The organism is Amycolatopsis sp. NPDC054798 (assembly GCF_053611505.1).
On record NZ_JBSHAM010000100.1, the window covers coordinates 1 to 17,869 of the forward strand.

Here is a 17,869-nt window from a genome sequence, read left to right on the forward strand (position 1 = left end):
ATCAGATTCCCTCAAGGTGGCCCTCACGGACGTTGGCGTCGTGGCAGGCCGGGCACCGCACCCGCCTACTGAGAAAACCTCAGTGGGGCGCACTATCGCCTCTCGACCCGAACCGCCAAAGGGCCCCGCCTCGTGAGTGTTGATGCCGGTTAGAACCGGCACAAACACTCACGACCTAGCCGAGCCTGGCGCTGACCACCGGACGCTCAGTCGACCCGCTGTTGACATTGGTCCGGCGACGCCACCGCAACAGCCCGTCGCCGAACTCCACCGTGACCGTGTCATGGAACGGCGATTCCACGAAATACCACTCCAACACCAGTTCCCGCGGAGAACGCCACTGCGCCGCAGCGAGAACGCGCGCCGATTCAGCCTGATACGAGTGATGCAACTGCCAGGTGGAAACACTGGTATCAGACTCGACCCAAGCAGAAAGTCCACAACGGACCGAGTGTCGCCCACGAGCGTCGTCCAAAGCAACGACCAGCACGTCGCCGTCGACCGCGAACGAAATCTCCGCCAGTCCGTCCTCATTGGACTCGCAAAGATACCGCTGGCCATCCAGCTCGACCGCAGTCGGCGAAAGCGCCGGAGCGACCGCAGTGCCCGCGAGGTCAGCCGCCAGCAAAGCATCGGCCGAAGCGGAAGGATCGCCGTCGAAAGCGGGGACCAGCAGGTCGTGCACCAGACCGGACAGCAGCCGATGCTTCCCATGGGTGATGCTGCCGGTCGTGACGACCACCGCATCGTGCTGGGGGAGCACGAAGACGTCCTGGCCGAACATTCCGGACGCCCGGTAGCCGCCGTCGGCGTCCAGCCACAGTTGGTAGCCGTAGCCTTCCGGCCGTTCGTCGGAGTCGGCGGAGGAAACCGGGACGAATTCGGTGCCGTTCCAGCTTCCGGCGTCGGCGTTCTGGACGTGCCACGCGGTGGCCTCGCGCACCCAGCCCGAGGGCAGGATCCGTTCGCCCTGCCAGATTCCGTCGTGCAGGTGCAGCACGCCCCACTTCAGGAAGTCGATGCTGCGCAGGCTCAGGCCGTTCCCGCCGGAGCAAATGCCTTCCGGATCGGTGTCCCAGCTGTGCCCGGCGAAGCCGAGCGGGGCGAACAGCCTCGGCTGCAGGTAGTCGAACACCGACTGGCCGGACGTCCGCTGCACGATGGCGGACAGCATGTGCGACGTCGCGCTGGAGTAGGTGAACGCCTTGCCCGGCGGCAGTTCCACGGGGGTGCGCAGGTATTCCCGCACCCAGCTGGTCTTCAGCAGCCGCCAGGTCTTGCCGGACAGGCCGACGCGGTGGCCGGTCCGCATGGTCAGCAGGTCTTCGACGGTGATCGCGCGCAGGTGGTCCGACGCGTCGGACGGCGTGAGTTCCGGGAAGAACGACACCAGCCGATCGTCCAGGCGCAGCAAGCCTTCGTCCAGGGCGAGCCCGATTGCTGTGCCGACAAAGGACTTCGTCGCCGAGTGTGTCGTGTGTGGACGGTCGGCGCGGTAGGGCCACCAGTACTGCTCGAAGGCCAGTTTGCCCGACCGGTAGACGAGCAGGCTGTCGAGCGAGATTCCGTCGGCGGCCAGCCGGTGCAGGAACCCGCGCACGCCCTGGGCGTCGAGGCCGGCGTCGGACGGGGCGGCGGAGGGGAAGGTCACGAAGGCTCCCGGACGAGTGTTTTCTTGTGGTTCGCGAGCCGTTCGGCGACCCGCGAGAGGGCGATGTTGACGACGATGTAGAGCAGCCCGGCCCCGACGTACGCCTGGATGAAATCGCCGCTGAACTCGCCGAGCACCTTGCCGTTGTTCAGCAGTTCGGCGATGCCGACGACGTAGCCGAGGCTGGATTCCTTGAGCACCCGCACGGTCTGGCTGATCAGCGCGGGCGCGAGCGCGCGGGCCGCCTGCGGGAGCACGACGAACGTCATGACCTCCCAGTGCCGCAGGCCGATCGCGTGCCCGGCCTCGCTCTGGCCGCGGCCCACGGCGAGGATCCCGGCCCGCACGATCTCGGCGAAAATCGCCCCGGCGTGCGCGACGATCGCCAGCACCAGCTGCCAGAAGATCGGCACCCGGACGCCGAGGAGCGGCAGCCCGAACATGAAGAAGAACAGGATCAGCAGCAGCGGCATCGCGCGGAAGAACTCGATGACGGCGGCGCACGGCCAGCTCAGCCACCGCTTCCGGCTCAACCGGCCGAGCGCGAGCAGCACTCCTGCCGCGACCGAAAGCACCGTGGACACCACGCCGACCAGCAGGGTCATTGCCAAGCCCTGCAACAGGAATCGCAGCATCGCGCCGTCGACGAGGATCGCCCAGCGGGCCGGGTCGAGCTGCCCGGAGGCGCCGAGCTTCACGAGCACGAGGGCCAGCAGGCCGAGCAGGACGAGTCCGCAGAGGAGCGAAACCAGGCGCAGCCGGGCTTTGGCTTTCGGGCCGAGGGCGTCGAAGAGGATGTCGTCGTTCACCGGAGCACCCGGGCCTTTCGCTCGACGATCCGCACGACCCCGCTGACCGCGAGATTGATCACGAGGTAACCGCAGGCCGCGACGGCGAAGGCGAGGATCGGTTCGGCGGTCTCCAGGTTGAACGAGCGGGTTTCCAGGGTCAGTTCGTCCACGCCGACGGCCGCGCCGAGCGCCGACCCGAGCGCGGTGTTGATCAGGATCGTGCCCAGCGGCTGCACCATCGCGCGGAACGCTTGCGGCAGCAGGACGTCCAGCAGGACCCGGCGGAACGGCAGCCCGATCGCCCTGGCCGCTTCGACCTGCCCGCGATCAACCGCGCGGATGCCCGAGCGGACGGTTTCGCAGACGTACGCGCCGAAGTAGATGCCCAGCGCGAGCACCAGGCACCAGAACAACGGAATGAGCACGCCCGCGTCGGGCAGCCCGAAGATCAGCAGCACGGCGATCAGCAGCAACGGCGAGTTGCGGACGAGGTCGACATACAGCCGTCCGGCGACCCGCAGCGGCCGGACCGGGCTGATCCGGCAGATCGCGACGAGGCAGCCGAGGACGAGCGCGAGCGGAAAGGCGCACGCGGTGAGCAGCAAAGTGGTGGTGAAACCGCCGAGGATTTCCCCGGCGTGACCGGAAAGCACGGGCGATCTCCCTTCAGGAGCCGGGGACGGAACCGGGCCGGGGCGGCTCGGGGGCGGGACCGGACACGAGCGGGCCGACGGTCTGCTCCCACAGCCGCCGCCAGCTGCCGTCGGCGGCGATGCGCTGCAGGAAGCCGACGACGATCTGCTTGAACGCCGGATCGTCCTTCGGCAGCCCGATGCCGAACGGGCTGCTGCCGTAGGTCGCCGGCGTCATCCGCAGCCGGGCGTCGACCGCGGTTTTGCCGAGCAGGATCGCGGTGTTCGCCGACCACGCCTGTACCCGGCCTTGCCGGACGGCGGCAGCGCACTGGCTCGATTCCTCGAACACCACCGCCCGCGCCTGCGGACACGCCTTCTTCAGCGCTTCCTGCGCCGCACCAGGCTGTACCGCCACGTCTTTCCCGGCCAGCTCGCGCACCGCGGTGATCTGCGGACCGCCCGCGCCGACGACGATGCCGGAACGCGCGATGTAGTACGGCCCGGCGAACGAGACGAGCCGCGCCCGGCTTTTGCTGATCGTGTAAGTGCAGACGGCGACATCGACGGATTGGTTCTGCAGGATCGCTTCGCGCGTGTCGGCTCCGCCGGTGATGGTGTCCACCTCGGGCGTGCCGAGCAGGTATTTGGCCAGCAGCTGGGCGATCCCGATGTCGAAGCCGGTGATCTTGCCGGTCGCCGGGTTCTTCATGCCGAACCCGGGCGTGGTCACCGAACCGGACTGCCGCAGCACGCCTTGGCCGCGGATCCGGCGCAGCGTAGGCGTTTCCGGCAGGCCGACGCCGACCGGCCCGCGCGCGACGGCGTCGGCCTGGTCGAGCGTGGCGTAGGCGGGATTGCCCGCGGTGCGGGTGGTTCCGCCGCCGCAGGAGGCGAGCAGCGGGACCGCGCCGGCGGCGAGCAACGCGGTCCGGCGGGAGAGAAGAACGGACATGAGGGCCTCCAGGCTCAGTGGCTGAGCACGCGGGCGAGGAAGTCGCGGGCGCGTTCGGTCCGCGGCGAGCCGAAGAAGACGTCCGGCGCGGCGGATTCCGCGATCCGGCCGTCGGCCATGAACACGACGCGGTCGGCGGCCTTGCGGGCGAAACCCATCTCGTGGGTCACCACGATCATGGTCATGCCGTCGGCGGCGAGCGCGGTCATCACGTCGAGCACCTCGTGGATCATCTCCGGGTCGAGCGCGCTGGTCGGTTCGTCGAACAGCAGCACGCGCGGTTCCATCGCCAGCGCGCGGGCGATCGCGACCCGCTGCTGCTGACCGCCCGACAGCTGCGCCGGGTACTTGTCGCCGTGCGCGCCGACGCCTACTCGTTCCAGCAGTTCGTCGGCCCGCTTCCGCGCGTCGGCGCGGCTGAGCCCGCGAACCCGGACGGGGCCGAGCATCACGTTCTCCCGCACGGTTTTGTGCGCGAAGAGATTGAAGGACTGGAACACCATGCCGACGTCGGCGCGCAGCCGGGCGAGGTCCGCGCCCTCGGCGGGCAGCGGGCGGCCCTCGATCTCGATCGAGCCCTCGTCCGCGGTCTCCAGGCGGTTGACGCAGCGGCACAGCGTCGATTTCCCGGACCCGGACGGGCCGATGACCACGACGACTTCGCCGCGCCGGACGTCGAGGTCGATCCCGGTCAGCACCCGGGCCGCTCCGAACGACTTGCCGACGCCGCGCAGCCGCAGGAGGGGCTGATCTGTGCTCATGAGTGCTCCTCGTCGAGCCGGCGGGTAGGGTTCACTACACAACGGAGAACCCTCCGGCAGTTTGTAGTAGCCACTACGTCTAGTCAAGGGTGTCATGTCCACTACTTATCCCGCCGGCGACCACTTCGACGACTACGTCCGCGCCCGGCTCGACGACCTCAAGCCCGCCGAACGCCAGGTCGCGCGGTTCATGCTGGCCAACCCGAACGAGGTGCTGTTCTCCTCGGCGGGCGACCTCGGCGCGGCGGCCGGGACCAGCGACGCGACCGTGGTCCGCACCGCGAAAGCGCTCGGCTATTCCGGGCTGCCCGAGCTGAAGCGCCACCTCGGCCAGACGTTCACCGCGCGCACCGAGCCGACGGTCCGGCTGAGCGCGGCGATGGAGAACCTCGGGTCCACCGGTTCGCGGCAGATCGACCGGGTGATGGCCGACAGCGCGGAGCGGCTGCAGGAAATGCAGCGGCAGCTCGCGCCGGAAGCGGTCGAAGAGGCGGCGCGGCTGCTGCTCGCCGCCCGGATGGTGTTCACCTGGGGGCTCGGCCTGTCCTCGGTGTGCGCCGAGTACGCCGCCTTCCGGCTCGCCCGCCGGGGTCTGGTCACGCGGCATTGCGACGACACCGGGTTCCGGCTCGCGGACGCGTTGCTCCCGTTGGGCGCCGACGACGCGGTGCTGGTGTACGTCCCGGCCCGGCAGAACCGCGATGTCGAGCTGATCCTGCGCTACGCCGAGGAGGTCGGCGCGGCGGTAGTGCTCGTGACGAGCCAGCTGTCCGCGGACCTCGAATCGCGGGTCCGCGTGGTGCTGCCGGCTCCGGATTCCCCGACGAAGTTCACCGGCGAAACCCTGACGGCCTCGATCGTCACCGACATCCTCGCGCACACCATCGCGGGCAGGCAGCCGGAGCGCGCGAAGACGACCGCGGACCTGCTGACGCGGCTTCGGGCGGACCTCGGCGAGCGGAAGTAGCCCTCATCGGCGACGCGCCGATCGTAAGCCCCTGACCTGCGAAGATGAACTATTCTGCAGGGGTATACACGGCGCGTATACCCCTGCTGTATAGTGATCTTCAGCCTCGGGATGCCGAGGTCAAGGGAGGAACAGGGGAATGTCGGTTTCACATACCTTGCTCGGGTTGCTCGAGTCGGGTCCAAGACACGGGTACGACCTGAAACGGGCGTACGACGAGCAGTTCGGGCAAGACCGCCCGCTCGCGTACGGCCAGGTCTACTCGACGCTGTCGCGCCTGCTGCGCAACGGCATGGTCGAGGTCGCGGGGGTCGAGAGCGGCGAAGGGCCGGAGCGGAAGCGCTACACGATCACCGACGCCGGGATCACCGACGTCGAGAAGTGGCTGGGCACTCCGGAAAACCCGGAGCCGTACCTGCAGAACACGCTGTACACGAAGGTGGTCCTCGCGCTGCTGTCCGGCCGCGACGCCAACGACGTGCTCGACGTCCAGCGCAGCGAGCATCTCAAGGTGATGCGCTCGCTCACGAAACGGAAGTACGAGGGCGACCTCGCCGATCAGCTGATCTGCGACCACGCGCTCTTCCACCTCGAGGCGGATCTGCGGTGGCTCGAGCTCACCGCGGCCCGGCTCGGCGAACTCGAGAAAGCGGTGCGCTGATGACCAGGCCGGGAACTCCGTTGCTCGTCGGGAACGGGCTGCACAAATCGTTCGGCCAGACGCGGGCGCTCGACGGGGCGGCGATGACCGTCTCGGCGGGGGAAGTGCTCGCGATCATGGGCTCGTCCGGTTCGGGGAAATCGACGCTGCTGCACTGTCTCGCCGGGATCGTCCGGCCGGACTCGGGCTCGATCCACTACGGCGGCCGCGACCTGGTCGCGATGGACGACAAGGGCCGCAGCGCGTTGCGGCGCACCGAATTCGGCTTCGTGTTCCAGTTCGGCCAGCTCGTTCCCGAGCTGACCTGCCTGGAGAACGTCGCGCTTCCGCTGCGGCTGACCGGGGCGAAGCGCGGGCCGGCCGAGGCCAAGGCGAAGGAATGGCTCGCCCGGCTGGAGGTCGACAACCTGGCGAAGCGCCGCCCGGGCGACGTCTCCGGCGGGCAGGCGCAGCGGGTCGCGGTGGCGCGGGCGCTGGTGACCGGGCCGAAGGTGGTCTTCGCCGACGAACCGACCGGCGCGCTCGACTCGCTCAACGGCGAGAAGGTCATGCAGATGCTCACCCAGGCGGCGCGGGAAACGCACGCCGCGGTGGTGCTGGTGACCCACGAGGCGCGGGTCGCGGCGTACTCCGACCGCGAGATCGTGGTCCGGGACGGGCGCACGGTCGACCGGGAGCTGGTCGCATGATGCGGGATCTGCTGCTGGGACTCCGGCTGGCCGTCGGGGGCGGCCGGATGTCCGGCTCGGCGCTCCTGCGGCTCGCGATGACCGCGTTCGGGATCGCGCTCGCGGTCGCCGTGCTCCTGCCCGCCGCCTCGGTGAGCCACCTGGTGGACGCGCGGTCGGAGCGGGCCGCGGCGATCAAGCAGGACACCGCGCCGCGCGAGGGGATCGCGCCGCTGGCGACCTACCGCTGGTACCCGTCGGTCGGCGAGGACTTCCTCCAGCTGACCGCGGTGGCGCCGACCGGACCGAACTCGCCGGTGCCGCCGGGGCTTTCCCGGCTGCCCGCGCCGGGCGAGGTGATCGTGTCGCCCGCGCTGGCGGAGAAGCTGAACTCGGCCGGGGGCGCTTCGCTCAAGGCGCGGCTGCCGGGGAACGTGGTCGGCCAGATCGCGGAGCCAGGGGTCAGCGACGCGGCCGACCTGACGGCGTACTACGGGTCGACCGCCGCGGAGATCAAGGCCGAGGGCGAGAACGCCAGCAGCGTGTACGCCTACGGCAAGCCTCCGGAAGGGTTCACCCTGCCGCTGGTGATGTGGATGGTCATCGCGCCGATCGCCGCGGTGCTGCTGCTGCCGTTGCTGATCTTCGTGACCACCGCCTCGCGGATGGGCGCGGCGCAACGCGAGCGGCGGCTCGCCGCGCTCCGGCTGATCGGGGTGGACGCCCGGCAGATCAAACGGGTCGCGGCGGCGGAATCGCTGGTCGGCGCGGTGATCGGGCTCGTGGCGGGCGGTGCGCTGTTCTACGCGCTGCGTCCGTTCATCGGGGACTGGCTGCCGTTCGGCCTCCGCGTGTTCGCGGACGATTTCACGCCGTCGTGGGTGTCCTTGCTGGTGATCGTGCTGCTGGTGCCCGGTCTCGCGGTCGGCTCGGCGCTGTTCGGGCTGCGCCGGACGATCGTCGAACCGCTCGGCGTGGTCCGGCAGGGCAAACCGGTGCGGCGGCGGATGTGGTGGCGCTGGACGATCACCGGCATCGGCGCGGTGTTCCTGCTCGGGACGCTCGTCTTCGCGCCGGGATCGGGGAACCAGGCCGCGGCGCTGGCGCTCGCGGTGGGCAGCGTGTTCCTGCTCATGGGCGTCGCGGCGCTGCTGCCGTGGCTGGTGGAGCGGCTCGTGGAACGGCTGCGCGGCGGCCCGCCGTCGTGGCAGCTCGCGGTGCGCAGGCTGCAGCTCGACAGCGGCACCGCCAGCCGGGTGGTGTCCGGGCTGGTCGTCGTGCTGGCCGGGACGATCCTGATCCAGGGCGTGCTCACGTCGCTGACGAGCCGCAGCTCGCACCGGTACGAGCTGCCGGCCGGGGCCGCGGCCGCGCCGGTGCGGGTGGACACGACGAGCGCGCACGAGGCTGAGATCCGCCAGCGGCTGTCCGGGGTGCCCGGGGTGACCGGCGTGCACAGCTCCAAGGGGCTGCAGTTCAAGTCCGGGGGAGAGCACGTCTTCGGCACGGTCGGGGACTGCGTGGCGCTGAAGACGCAGGCGAACATCGGGAACTGCGCGGACGGCGACGTCTTCTATATCGCGGGCTCGTCGGCCCGGCCCGCCCCGAAGGGCGAGTTGCAGATGACCGACTACCGCAAGGACACCGAGGTCGACGGTCCGAAGTGGACGGCCCCGGACAACATCCGGGTGGTGTCCTCGGGCAACGACGCGAAGGCCGTGGCCAGCGATCTGCTGATCACGCCCGGCGCGCTCGGCGGCATCCAGGCGCCGGGGGAACACCTGCAACTGCTGGTCGAGGGCCCCGGCGGCGCGGACGCGCTGATCGACCGGGTCGCGACGGAATTGCGCCCGCTGGCGTGGAAGGCCGAAGTCCGCAAGACGGACTACATATCCGACTACGCCGGCCGTGACGAGCGGATGCTGGCGAGCTTCCGCGCGGTGCTGCTGACCGCGTCGCTCTTCGTGCTGGCAGTGGCGGCGATGAGCCTGCTGATGCTGTCGATCGAGCAGATCAGCGAACGGCGGCGGCCGCTCGCGGCCCTGTCCGCGGCCGGGGTGCCGATCGGAGTGCTGGCCAGGGGATCGCTGTGGCAGACCGCGGTTCCGGTGGTCGTCGGCGTGGTGCTGGCGGTCGGGGCCGGGCTCGGCTTGACCGCTCCGATCCTGCGGCTGGCGAAAATGCCGATGATGGTGGACGGCGGGGTGCTGGCCGGGCTGGCTGGCACCGCGGTCGCCGCGGTGCTGCTGGTGACGGCGTTGACGTTGCCGCTGCTGCGCCAGGTGACGAGGCTGGACACGTTGCGCTCGGAGTAGACCGGGGGTGTGGGTGAAGGGCTCCTCGGGGGAATTCCCCCGAGGAGCCCTTCACTGTGTCTGCCGCAGCGAAAAGACCTCTCCGAACTCGGCGAGGTCGTGCGGTTCCAGCAGGATCGACCAGCCCAGCATCTGCCCGGAGTTCGCGTCGACCGTGACCGTCAGCGCGTTTCCCCGGGGCGGCTTGCTTCCGAGGGGAATCTTGGCGGCATAGCCGACGAAGTTCCCGGTCAGCTGGATCAGGTACACCGGGTCGTTAGACGTGGGTCGCGTTCCGTCGAGGTGTCTCAACGTGTACCGGTCGGTTTTCACGCATCGGACGTCGGACGGGTCTGCCTCGTCGTTCGCGGAGGCCACCCTTCTTGCCGTGGCCAGCAGATCGGCGGGCGCGGGCGGCGAAGAATTCCCTTCGGCGGACGGGAATCCGCTCAAGACCCCGCCCCTTGCCGCACCAGGCCAAGCTCCGCGCACCCGTCCCGAAGCGCCTCCAGCCCGAAGGCGTCCACCGGCCCCACGACTCCAGGCTTCTCCGGCCCGTCGACGCTCAGCCGAACCGCGGCCCAGGCCAGCAGTTCCCCGGTGAGCGTGTACGCGTTCGGTCCCTCAAGCCGCACCTCGACCCGGGAATCGGCGACCGCGACGACCTGTGCGCCGGTTTTCGCCCGGGCGGCCGCGTCCGGCCCTCCGGGCGGTCCGGTCATCGGCCCGCTCACCGCCCGCACCACCGGTCCGGCGAGCGCGGCCAGCGCGGAAACCGCGGGCATCGCCCGGCTCAACGCCGGAAACCATCCATTGTAGACAGTGACCTCGGCGAGAGACGGGAAGTTCCCCGGCAGGAAAAGCACTTCGGTCCCGGAAACCAGAAACGCCGCCTTGGACCGTCCGCGGACCGGGAACGCACGCACGCGGCTGCCGGTCCGTTCCTCGACCAGCCGCCGCTCCCGCCAGCGCAGCGACGGCAAGGTCAACCCGTCCCGCATGGTCGCCCGAGTGCCTTGGCTCAACCCGCGATAGAGCGGCCCAGTAGCGAAATACCCGATGTCCAGCGAGCGCACGCCGTCGCCGGCTTCCTGCGCCGCCAGCGCACCGGCGAGGATCCCCGGAACGTAGTCGTAGCCGAAAGCCGGGACCATCGCCGCGCCGGTCTCGACTGCCCGCTCGTGGTGCCGAGCCTGGACGGTGCGAACGAAACCGACCTCGCCAGTCGAGTCGAGGTAGTGCGCCCCGGCGTCGGCGGCGGCCTGCGCGGCCGCGTGCCCGATCCGGTCGAACGGCCCGACGGTGGCGATCAGAACGTCCCCGGGCCCGGCCAGCGAGCGAAGGCTCGCGGGATCGTTGACATCCGCGACCGCGATCTCCAGATCGCCGTGGTCCGCAGCGAGCGTCTCCAGCGCAGCTCGGTTGCGCCCGGCGAGGACCGGCCGGATTCCGCGCCGCACCAGCGACTCCAGGACCAGGCCGCCGGTGTAGCCGGTCGCGCCGAACACCACGATCCGTCCGGTCATGCCGCCTCCGCCGGAACGTGCCGACGCAGAAAATCGACCTGATCGGCGACCACTCGCTCGAACGGATCACCTTGGTAGATCGCGAAATGCCCGTCGGGGTAAGTGCGCACTTCACCGCGCGGCGCGCGGGCGGCATAACGCAGCGTAGGACGGGAAGGAGCGACGGAATCCTTCTCGCACACCGCGAACAACGTAGGCACTTCGATCCTCCCGGCACTTCGCCCCGGTCGATACCGCAGGATGTCGAACACCGCCCTCGCCGTGACCTCGTTGCGGAAATCGCTGCCGGGCGGCACCAGCGCAAGATACCCCGGCTCGGCATCGGGCGCAGTCATCAATGCGGTGCCGCGCTGAGGCCCGGCAGTAGCGATCAGATGCGGCGGCCGGCCGAGCCAATGCCCGACGATGTCCCGGGCAGCGGCAATGGTCGCCTTGATCGAACTGGCGGGGTGCATGGCCAGTGCGGACGCGATGCCGTCGGTGAACGGGCATTGCGCGACCGCGGCGACGAGACCAGCCGGACGGCTCGCGGCAGTGCTGAGCACGTGGCCGCCGCCGAAGGACGTGCCCCAGGCGACGACCCGGCCGCCGTCGACCTGGGGGAGAGTCCGGGCGTAGGCGATCGCTGCGGCCCAATCGGCGAGTTGTTTCCGTGGAGACAACAGGTGGCGTGGCGTGCCTTCGCTGTCGCCGAAATGGCGATAGTCGAACACAAGACACGCGTAACCGGCGGCGGTGAAGCGTTCGGCATACGCGGCGAGACCCATCTCCCGGACCGCGCCGAGGCCGTGCGCCATCACGATCACCGGCGGATTTTCGTTCGCTGGCAGGCAAAGCGTGGCGGCACAGCGGTCGCCGTCGACGGGGAAGGAAACGTTCACGGGAGCACCCTGTGTGCGAGCCGGTCGGCCATTCGCGGCGTGCCGCACGATGTCCCTTGTGGACAGTGTGCCGGTGAAGCGGTCGTCCGATCTGGCTCGACGTGCGTGACGCTGCGCGAGGACATGCGTTCTCCTCCTTGTGACCACTGGTCATATGACCGGCGGTCATAGAGTACGATCGGGACGCGGGGGGAGTCAAGAAGAGGGAGGTCGGCGGTGCCGACGGGAACGTGGGAGCGGCTGCCGGAGAAACGGCGGGCGGCGGTGCTGGCCGCGGCGGAGGCGGAGTTCGCGGCGCGCGGCTTCAGCGGCGGCAGCCTGAACACGATCTGCCGCGAGGCCGGGGTGTCGAAAGGCAGCCTTTTCCAGTACTTCACCGACAAAGCCGACATGTACGTCCACCTCGCCGAGCTGGCGAGCGTGCGGATCCGCGCCGCCATGGAGGCCGAGATCGCGAAGCTCCCGTGGGACAAGGACTTCGCCGGAGCGCTCGACCAGTTGCTCGATGCGTGGGTGCGGTACTTCTACGACCACCCGCTCGAACGCGCGATGACCGCGGCGGCGAACCTCGAACCCGATCCGGTCGCCCGCACCCCGGTCCGCGAGACGGTCAACAAGCACTACCTGGCGGTGCTGCGGCCGTTGGTCGGCCAGGCGGTCGAGGCGGGGCAGCTGCGCGAGGACACCGACGTCGAGATCGTGTTGTCCTTGCTGTTGCTGGTCTTGCCGCATCTGGCGCTGGCCCCGCACGTGGCCGGCCTCGACCCGCTGCTCGGCCTCGTCGAAGGCGATTCGGCGCACGCGGCGGCGACCGCGCGCCGGTTGACCGGGGCGATGCTGGCGCCGTATCTCAGCTGAGCGGTCCCGGAGGCGGTCAGCTCGAAATCCGCGCCCCGCGAAGGTAGGCCGCCAGCCGGATCCGCAGCCCGCGCAGGTCCCGCAGTGCGAGCGGCAGGTGATAGGCCGGGCGGTAGCCCACCGCGGGCCCGGACGCTTCGCACGGGCCGGCGAAGTAGACGAATCCGTCGTCGTGGTCGCGGCGGGCGGGGGACCACGGCTGGTCCTGCCAGGCGCGCGCGGCGGTGTGGCTGGCGATCCAGTAGTTCGGGGCCTTCATGGTTTCGGCGATCGCGGCAGCGAAACCGGCGGCGTCGGTGTCGCTGACGCCCAGGCCGCGGCCCGGCCACAGACGCGGCAGCACCCGGTCGGCGGTGTGGTCTTCGAGCCAGGGCGCGCAAGCGAAGATCGCGCGGGTTCCGTCGACCGAAACCGACCAGCGTTGCATGGCCGCAGTGGGCGGGATTTCGTACATGGCGACCACCTGCCGGGAAAGCGACGATTCGGTCCAGCATAAAGGAAGCCCGGGTCACGGTTCATCTCGGTGCGCCGAGCGCGGCGGAAATCCGGTCGGCGATAGTGCGGGCGAATCGGCCCGCCGCGGGCAGCCGTCCGCCGAGCCGCGATTTCGGCGCGGACACGTTGACCGCCGCGACAATGTCGCCGCGGAAGCCGTGCACCGGCGCGGACACGCCGACGAGCCCCGGCTCGAACTCCTCGTCGACGGTTTCGTAGCCCCGTTTCCGGATCCCGGCCAGTTTTCCGGTCAGCTGAGCGAGCGTGAGCGGCGGCGGTTCCTCGGCGGGGCCGGGGAGATCGGGGAGCGGGTGCGCGGCGGCGGGGGCGAAGGTCCGCCACCATTGCCCGACGGTTTCCTCGTCCCATTCGCTCAACAACACCCGTCCGGGTGAGGTGGTGAACGGGTCCACGCCGACGCCTTCCCAGCCGAGCCCGCGAAAAGCGTGGGACGCGAGTTCGCTCCGGAGGGTGAATACCTGGCCGGCGCGCAGGACGCACAAATGCGTGGTCTCGTTCAGCCGCGCCACGATCGTGCGCAGAAATGGCGCGGCGAGATGCGCGAGATGTGTTTCCGTGGCGTGCGTGGCCAAGGCGAACAGCCGCCAACCGGGCCGGTACGCGCGGGTGTGCTCGTCCCGGGACACCAGGCCGGCGTCGGCGAGAGTCGCGAGGGCTCGCGAAACCTGTGCTTTGTCCCGGCCGGACAGTTCGGCGACGCGGGACACGCCGAGCCCGTCCCGCGCTTCCGGCAGGGCGAGGACTTCGAGCAGGTCGACGTCGCGGACCAGGCCCGAACCGTAGGTGCGCTGGTTCGCCATGTTGAGGACTGTGCAACAACGATTGGGCGGCAGTCAATCCGCGATTACCGTCGCGGGAGTGAAGATCGCCGACATCCAGCTGCTGTCCGGGACGCTGCCGCTCGATCCGCCGTTCGACGCGGCTTGGGATCCGGTGCCCCGCACGCGGTTCGACGCGACGGTGGTCAAGGTTGTGACCGACGAGGGTGTGGTCGGCTACGGCTCCGGCGACACGATGGCCGGTTTCGAGCCGTACGCGGAGCTGTTCCTCGGCCAGGACCCGATGGCGATCAGCCGGCACGTGCGGGCGCTGGAGACCATCGCGTTCCACGCCGGGCGCTATTGGCCGTTGGAGATCGCGCTGTGGGACGTCATCGGGAAGGTGCTCGGCGTCCCGGTCGCCACGTTGTTCGGCGGTGCCGCGGACTCGATCCCGGCGTACGCGTCGACCGGCCGGATCCTGCCCGCACAGCAGCGGGCCGAGGTGCTGGTCGCGATCCGGGACCGCGGGTTCCGGGCGGCCAAGATCCGGCTGGACGCGAACGATTTCGCCGGCAGCGTCCGCACCATGCGGGCGGTCCGGGAGGCGGTCGGGCCGGGGATGACGCTGATGGCCGACCTGAACCAGGCGTGGCGGATGCCCGGCGACGTGCGGTCTTCGCTCGACCCGGCTGCGGTCCGGCGGTTCGCGGAGGCGCTGCGGGAACTGGACGTGTTCTGGCTCGAAGAACCGCTGCCGCTGGACGACCGGCCCGGCCTGCGCGCGGTGCGGGACACCGGGGTTCGCGTCGCCGGGGGCGAAATGGTCCGGACCTTCGGCGAACTGCTGGACCTGGTGGAATCCGACGCCCTCGACGTCTACCAGCCGGACGTCGCGCTCGCCGCCGGAATGCTGCGCGCCCGGACTCTCGCCGAGCTGGTGCTGGCGCGCAATCGGCTCTTCACGCCGCACACGTGGTCGAACGGCCTCGGCCTGGTCGCGAACCTGCACGTGACCGCGGGCGTCGGCGGCGGACCGTACCTCGAATTCCCTTACGACCCGCCGGTGTGGACGCCGCAGCGGCGCGACTTCCTGCTCTCCGCCCCGCTGGACATCGACGCCGACGGCCTGCTGCACGTGCCGTCCGCGCCGGGGCTGGGCGTCACTGTCGACGAGGAACGGTTCGGGAGGACTTCATGACCGAGATTCCTTCCCTGGAAATCGGTCCCTACCCGGCCGCCGCTTTCGCCGCCGGTGCCGTCGAGCGACTGCCGAGCGTGGTCCGGACGATCGGCGCGCGGAAAGTCGTGCTGGTCAGCGACCGCGGCCTGGTCGAAACCCCGTTGCCGGAGCAGACGGCAAAGCTGCTGCGGCAAGATGGTTTAGCGGTCGAGGTTTTCGCTGACGTACACCCGAATCCGACCACCGACGACGTCGACGCGGGCGGTGCCTTCGTCCGCGCCTCCGGTGCCGCAGCGGTGGTTTCTCTGGGCGGCGGTTCAGCTCTGGACGCGGCGAAGGCGATCGCGCTCGCCGCCGTCAACGACCGCCCGGCCGCCGAACTGGGCTGGACCACCGAAGCCCCGGCGGAGCTGGCCCCCGCGCTGCCGATCGTGGCGATCCCGACCACTTCCGGCACCGGTTCGGAATGCAACGACCTCGGCGTCGTCACCGACCCCCGGCAGCAGCGCAAATGCTATCTGGGCGGGCCGACTTGCCTTGCCCGGCACGCACTTCTCGACCCGGTTCTCACCCTGAGCCTGCCGCCTCTCGCGACCGCGGCCGCCGGGATCGACTGCCTGACCCATGCCGTGGAGTCCTTCCTTTCCTCCCGGCCGAATCCGTGGGCGGACGGTCTGGACCTGCAAGCCGTCCGGTTGGTCGCGGAGAACCTCCGCCGCGCGGCCGCCGTCGGCGATGACCTGGAGGCGCGGGCGAACCTGATGCTCGCCGCGCACACTGCCGGACTGGCGATGCGAACGACCGGGCTCGGCGTGGTGCACGGCGTCGGGCACTCGCTGGGCGGGCGGTTCGACCTGCCGCACGGCCAGGCTTTGGCGCTGGTGCTCGGCGAATGCCTGCGGTTCAACCGCCCGGTGCGGGAGGAACGGCTGGCGCGCTTGGCGGAACCGCTCGGTGTCGCCGACGCGCGGAAACCGGCCGCGCACAACGCGGACGCGGCGATCGCGGCGGTCGAACGGCTGGTCGCGGAGGTCGGGCTGGCCGGCCGGTTGCGCGAATTCGGCATCGGCGAAGAAGATCTGCCGGACCTGGCGGCCGACACTCTGGCGGACGGGGTGCTGGCGAACACTCCGCGAGAGGTCTCGGCGGCGGATGTGACGGGGATTCTCCGCACGACCTGGTAGCCCGGCGGTGCCGGAGATGACTCGCGAATACCGTTGTGCGGCAATGGCATCGCGAGCGGGGTCGCGGCCTTGCGCCGGATCGGTGCACAAGGTGACGATCTTGTGTCCGCTTGTTCTGCGCGCGCTGTCGCGAGAGGACGGGGGGAGCGGACCGCCGACCCGGCAGCGGCCGTCGCGGACCAGGCGTGAGGGGCGGGGATAATTCGGGCAGTGGCCAGACTTCGCTTCGCCTTCCATCCGCCCGGTGAACTGGGCGGTCCGGTCGCGGTGCCCTGCGTCGACGACGTCGCGCTCACCGAACTGATCGACCGGTTCGAACTCGCCGCGGGCATGTCCTCGGCCGGGAGGCCCGCGGCGGCCTGATCCCGCGGCAGTTCCGCGTCACGATGACCGAGCACTTCCACGGCCTCGGCGCCGACGACGGCAAAACCCCGCTGCTCGCCTGTGCGTGCGGCAACTGGGGTGGCTGGCCGCTGCTGGCGCGCGTCACCGTGACCGGCGACGAGGTCGTCTGGGATTCGTTCAAGCAGTCCTCCTGACCGTTGCTCCTCCCCGAGGGGCTTGCCAGTTAGTCTGCGCGCAGATAATCTCTGCGCAGACTAACTGGAGGAATCATGTGGACCACTGACTACAGCGCCGAGACCGCCGCGAGCCCGGAAGCGGTGTGGGCGGCGTTGCGGGACCTGCACAGCGGCACGCCGCTGAGCGAGCGCAGCGACCGGTTCGAACTGCACGGGCCGTTCGAGAAGGGGACCGAGTTGTCGGTCACGCCGCAGGGGCAGGAGACGTTCCGCTCGCGCATCACGGAACTGTCCGAGAACGAGGTTTACGAGGACGAGACGCGCTTCGGCGAGGTGGTGCTGCGGTTCCGGCACACGCTCGCTCCGATCCCGGACGGCGGCACGCGCGTCACGCATCGTCTGGAGATCGAGGGCGCGGCGGGTCCGGAGCTGGGGCCGCAGATCAGCGAGGACTTTCCCGTCGCGATGAGCGATCTGCTGGCCAGCGCGGAGCGGTCCGCGCGATGACCCGGTTCGCGGGGCCGGGAGACAGCCCGGGTTTCCTGCTGTGGCACGTGACTTTGGCGTGGCAGCGGCGGATCCGGCAGACGCTCGAACCACTGGGACTCACGCACGTCCAGTTCGTGCTGCTCGCGTGCTGCTGGTGGCTCGAAACGCACGGAACGCCGCCGCGGCAGCAGGAACTGGCCGCGCAGGCGGGCACCGACATCAAGATGACGTCGCAGGTGATCGCCCGGCTGGAGGCGGCCGGACTGGTGACGCGGACGGTCGACGCCGGCGACACGCGCGCGAAACTGGTGCGGCTGACCGAAAAGGGCCGGGATCTCGCCGGCCGGGCGGTGACCGCGGTGGAGCGGGTGGACGGGGAGATGTTCGGGGCCGACGCCGGGCCGTTGCTGCGGACGTTGCGGGCGGTGCTCGACGCGCAGTGACCTGGAAGCCGGGTTCGGCGGCCGCTTTCTGCTGTTCGTCCGGACGCGAGGCTTGGCATGGGGCCGTCCTGCCGTCGGAAGCCGGTGCTTGTGGTTTGGCTGACGGGTGACCGTGCGGACGGATGATGTT

General features: G+C 70.2%; 21 protein-coding genes. 11 read left to right on the forward strand and 10 right to left on the reverse strand.

The window, feature by feature from the left end:
* Positions 1 to 175: 175 nt before the first annotated feature.
* From ACWGIC_RS37715 to ACWGIC_RS37735, 5 genes are read right to left on the reverse strand one after another with little or no spacing between them, the layout of a single operon-like run.
* Positions 176 to 1,651 (reverse strand): serine hydrolase domain-containing protein, encoded by a 1,476-nt coding sequence (locus tag ACWGIC_RS37715; RefSeq protein WP_452080727.1) that lies wholly within the window; start codon positions 1,649 to 1,651, stop codon positions 176 to 178.
* Positions 1,648 to 2,460 carry an amino acid ABC transporter permease gene (locus ACWGIC_RS37720; RefSeq protein WP_452080728.1) on the reverse strand — a complete coding sequence of 271 codons (813 nt, stop codon included), beginning with the start codon at positions 2,458 to 2,460 and terminating at the stop codon, positions 1,648 to 1,650. The genes ACWGIC_RS37715 and ACWGIC_RS37720 overlap by 4 nt, the downstream gene beginning before the upstream one ends.
* Positions 2,457 to 3,095, reverse strand: coding sequence for an amino acid ABC transporter permease (locus ACWGIC_RS37725; protein ID WP_452080729.1), 639 nt, complete (start codon positions 3,093 to 3,095; stop codon positions 2,457 to 2,459). Before ACWGIC_RS37725 ends, ACWGIC_RS37720 begins: the two co-directional genes overlap by 4 nt.
* A 13-nt stretch (positions 3,096 to 3,108) precedes the next feature.
* Entirely contained in the window at positions 3,109 to 4,029 is a 921-nt protein-coding gene (locus tag ACWGIC_RS37730; protein WP_452080730.1) for a transporter substrate-binding domain-containing protein, read from the reverse strand.
* A gap of 14 nt (positions 4,030 to 4,043) precedes the next feature.
* Positions 4,044 to 4,790: an amino acid ABC transporter ATP-binding protein gene (locus ACWGIC_RS37735; protein ID WP_452080731.1), complete on the reverse strand. Its 747-nt coding sequence runs from the start codon at positions 4,788 to 4,790 to the stop codon at positions 4,044 to 4,046.
* Between the two features lie 94 nt (positions 4,791 to 4,884).
* Between ACWGIC_RS37735 and ACWGIC_RS37740 the strand changes: the two genes are divergently transcribed.
* The 4 genes from ACWGIC_RS37740 (at position 4,885) to ACWGIC_RS37755 (ending at position 9,401) form a co-directional block, all read left to right on the forward strand.
* The gene (locus ACWGIC_RS37740) at positions 4,885 to 5,757 is read left to right on the forward strand and encodes a MurR/RpiR family transcriptional regulator (RefSeq protein ID WP_452080732.1); all 873 of its coding nucleotides are present in this window, start codon (positions 4,885 to 4,887) and stop codon (positions 5,755 to 5,757) included.
* 139 nt (positions 5,758 to 5,896) lie between these two features.
* Positions 5,897 to 6,418: a PadR family transcriptional regulator gene (locus ACWGIC_RS37745; protein WP_452080733.1), complete on the forward strand. Its 522-nt coding sequence runs from the start codon at positions 5,897 to 5,899 to the stop codon at positions 6,416 to 6,418.
* Positions 6,418 to 7,107 carry an ABC transporter ATP-binding protein gene (locus ACWGIC_RS37750; protein WP_452080734.1) on the forward strand — a complete coding sequence of 230 codons (690 nt, stop codon included), beginning with the start codon at positions 6,418 to 6,420 and terminating at the stop codon, positions 7,105 to 7,107. Before ACWGIC_RS37745 ends, ACWGIC_RS37750 begins: the two co-directional genes overlap by 1 nt.
* The gene (locus ACWGIC_RS37755; protein WP_452080735.1) at positions 7,104 to 9,401 is read left to right on the forward strand and encodes an FtsX-like permease family protein; all 2,298 of its coding nucleotides are present in this window, start codon (positions 7,104 to 7,106) and stop codon (positions 9,399 to 9,401) included. Before ACWGIC_RS37750 ends, ACWGIC_RS37755 begins: the two co-directional genes overlap by 4 nt.
* A 51-nt stretch (positions 9,402 to 9,452) precedes the next feature.
* Here the strand turns inward: ACWGIC_RS37755 and ACWGIC_RS37760 are convergent, their stop codons facing one another.
* From ACWGIC_RS37760 to ACWGIC_RS37770, 3 genes are read right to left on the reverse strand one after another with little or no spacing between them, the layout of a single operon-like run.
* On the reverse strand, positions 9,453 to 9,833 hold the full coding sequence (locus ACWGIC_RS37760; RefSeq protein ID WP_452080736.1) for a hypothetical protein: 381 nt from the start codon (positions 9,831 to 9,833) through the stop codon (positions 9,453 to 9,455).
* Positions 9,830 to 10,906, reverse strand: coding sequence for a saccharopine dehydrogenase family protein (locus ACWGIC_RS37765; RefSeq protein WP_452080737.1), 1,077 nt, complete (start codon positions 10,904 to 10,906; stop codon positions 9,830 to 9,832). Before ACWGIC_RS37765 ends, ACWGIC_RS37760 begins: the two co-directional genes overlap by 4 nt.
* Positions 10,903 to 11,787, reverse strand: coding sequence for an alpha/beta hydrolase (locus ACWGIC_RS37770; RefSeq protein WP_452080738.1), 885 nt, complete (start codon positions 11,785 to 11,787; stop codon positions 10,903 to 10,905). Before ACWGIC_RS37770 ends, ACWGIC_RS37765 begins: the two co-directional genes overlap by 4 nt.
* A 216-nt stretch (positions 11,788 to 12,003) precedes the next feature.
* Between ACWGIC_RS37770 and ACWGIC_RS37775 the strand changes: the two genes are divergently transcribed.
* A complete protein-coding gene (locus ACWGIC_RS37775) occupies positions 12,004 to 12,645 on the forward strand; it encodes a TetR/AcrR family transcriptional regulator (RefSeq protein WP_452080739.1) in 642 nt (213 codons plus the stop codon).
* Positions 12,646 to 12,661: 16 nt separating this feature from the next.
* Here ACWGIC_RS37775 and ACWGIC_RS37780 read toward each other — a convergent pair whose 3' ends face one another.
* Together ACWGIC_RS37780 and ACWGIC_RS37785 are read right to left on the reverse strand one after the other, a co-directional pair.
* Positions 12,662 to 13,099, reverse strand: a complete 438-nt coding sequence (locus ACWGIC_RS37780; protein WP_452080740.1) for a hypothetical protein — start codon at positions 13,097 to 13,099, stop codon at positions 12,662 to 12,664.
* 61 nt (positions 13,100 to 13,160) lie between these two features.
* Positions 13,161 to 13,961 carry an IclR family transcriptional regulator gene (locus ACWGIC_RS37785; RefSeq protein ID WP_452080741.1) on the reverse strand — a complete coding sequence of 267 codons (801 nt, stop codon included), beginning with the start codon at positions 13,959 to 13,961 and terminating at the stop codon, positions 13,161 to 13,163.
* Positions 13,962 to 14,019: 58 nt separating this feature from the next.
* On the opposite strand from ACWGIC_RS37785, the gene ACWGIC_RS37790 reads away from it, so the two are divergent.
* The 6 genes from ACWGIC_RS37790 to ACWGIC_RS37815 all read left to right on the forward strand — a co-directional run bounded on the left by ACWGIC_RS37790 (position 14,020) and on the right by ACWGIC_RS37815 (position 17,739).
* Positions 14,020 to 15,120 (forward strand): mandelate racemase/muconate lactonizing enzyme family protein, encoded by a 1,101-nt coding sequence (locus ACWGIC_RS37790; RefSeq protein WP_452080742.1) that lies wholly within the window; start codon positions 14,020 to 14,022, stop codon positions 15,118 to 15,120.
* Entirely contained in the window at positions 15,117 to 16,286 is a 1,170-nt protein-coding gene (locus ACWGIC_RS37795; protein WP_452080743.1) for an iron-containing alcohol dehydrogenase, read from the forward strand. The genes ACWGIC_RS37790 and ACWGIC_RS37795 overlap by 4 nt, the downstream gene beginning before the upstream one ends.
* Before the next feature lie 210 nt (positions 16,287 to 16,496).
* Positions 16,497 to 16,649: a hypothetical protein gene (locus tag ACWGIC_RS37800; RefSeq protein WP_452080744.1), complete on the forward strand. Its 153-nt coding sequence runs from the start codon at positions 16,497 to 16,499 to the stop codon at positions 16,647 to 16,649.
* 23 nt (positions 16,650 to 16,672) lie between these two features.
* Positions 16,673 to 16,825, forward strand: a complete 153-nt coding sequence (locus tag ACWGIC_RS37805; protein ID WP_452080745.1) for a hypothetical protein — start codon at positions 16,673 to 16,675, stop codon at positions 16,823 to 16,825.
* Positions 16,826 to 16,900: 75 nt separating this feature from the next.
* A complete protein-coding gene (locus ACWGIC_RS37810) occupies positions 16,901 to 17,314 on the forward strand; it encodes an SRPBCC family protein (RefSeq protein ID WP_452080746.1) in 414 nt (137 codons plus the stop codon).
* On the forward strand, positions 17,311 to 17,739 hold the full coding sequence (locus tag ACWGIC_RS37815; protein ID WP_452080747.1) for a MarR family winged helix-turn-helix transcriptional regulator: 429 nt from the start codon (positions 17,311 to 17,313) through the stop codon (positions 17,737 to 17,739). Before ACWGIC_RS37810 ends, ACWGIC_RS37815 begins: the two co-directional genes overlap by 4 nt.
* Positions 17,740 to 17,869 lie beyond the last annotated feature (130 nt).

What these genes read in the sequence shown, in the direction of transcription:
- ACWGIC_RS37805 (WP_452080745.1), top strand. Translation starts at nt 16,673, where the DNA reads ATGACCGAGCACTTCCACGGCCTCGGCGCCGACGACGGCAAAACCCCG.
- ACWGIC_RS37730 (WP_452080730.1), bottom strand. Translation starts at nt 4,029, where the DNA reads ATGTCCGTTCTTCTCTCCCGCCGGACCGCGTTGCTCGCCGCCGGCGCG.
- ACWGIC_RS37735 (WP_452080731.1), bottom strand. Translation starts at nt 4,790, where the DNA reads ATGAGCACAGATCAGCCCCTCCTGCGGCTGCGCGGCGTCGGCAAGTCG.
- ACWGIC_RS37815 (WP_452080747.1), top strand. Translation starts at nt 17,311, where the DNA reads ATGACCCGGTTCGCGGGGCCGGGAGACAGCCCGGGTTTCCTGCTGTGG.
- ACWGIC_RS37750 (WP_452080734.1), top strand. Translation starts at nt 6,418, where the DNA reads ATGACCAGGCCGGGAACTCCGTTGCTCGTCGGGAACGGGCTGCACAAA.
- ACWGIC_RS37810 (WP_452080746.1), top strand. Translation starts at nt 16,901, where the DNA reads ATGTGGACCACTGACTACAGCGCCGAGACCGCCGCGAGCCCGGAAGCG.
- ACWGIC_RS37780 (WP_452080740.1), bottom strand. Translation starts at nt 13,099, where the DNA reads ATGTACGAAATCCCGCCCACTGCGGCCATGCAACGCTGGTCGGTTTCG.
- ACWGIC_RS37785 (WP_452080741.1), bottom strand. Translation starts at nt 13,961, where the DNA reads ATGGCGAACCAGCGCACCTACGGTTCGGGCCTGGTCCGCGACGTCGAC.
- ACWGIC_RS37765 (WP_452080737.1), bottom strand. Translation starts at nt 10,906, where the DNA reads ATGACCGGACGGATCGTGGTGTTCGGCGCGACCGGCTACACCGGCGGC.
- ACWGIC_RS37745 (WP_452080733.1), top strand. Translation starts at nt 5,897, where the DNA reads ATGTCGGTTTCACATACCTTGCTCGGGTTGCTCGAGTCGGGTCCAAGA.
- ACWGIC_RS37755 (WP_452080735.1), top strand. Translation starts at nt 7,104, where the DNA reads ATGATGCGGGATCTGCTGCTGGGACTCCGGCTGGCCGTCGGGGGCGGC.
- ACWGIC_RS37795 (WP_452080743.1), top strand. Translation starts at nt 15,117, where the DNA reads ATGACCGAGATTCCTTCCCTGGAAATCGGTCCCTACCCGGCCGCCGCT.
- ACWGIC_RS37740 (WP_452080732.1), top strand. Translation starts at nt 4,885, where the DNA reads ATGTCCACTACTTATCCCGCCGGCGACCACTTCGACGACTACGTCCGC.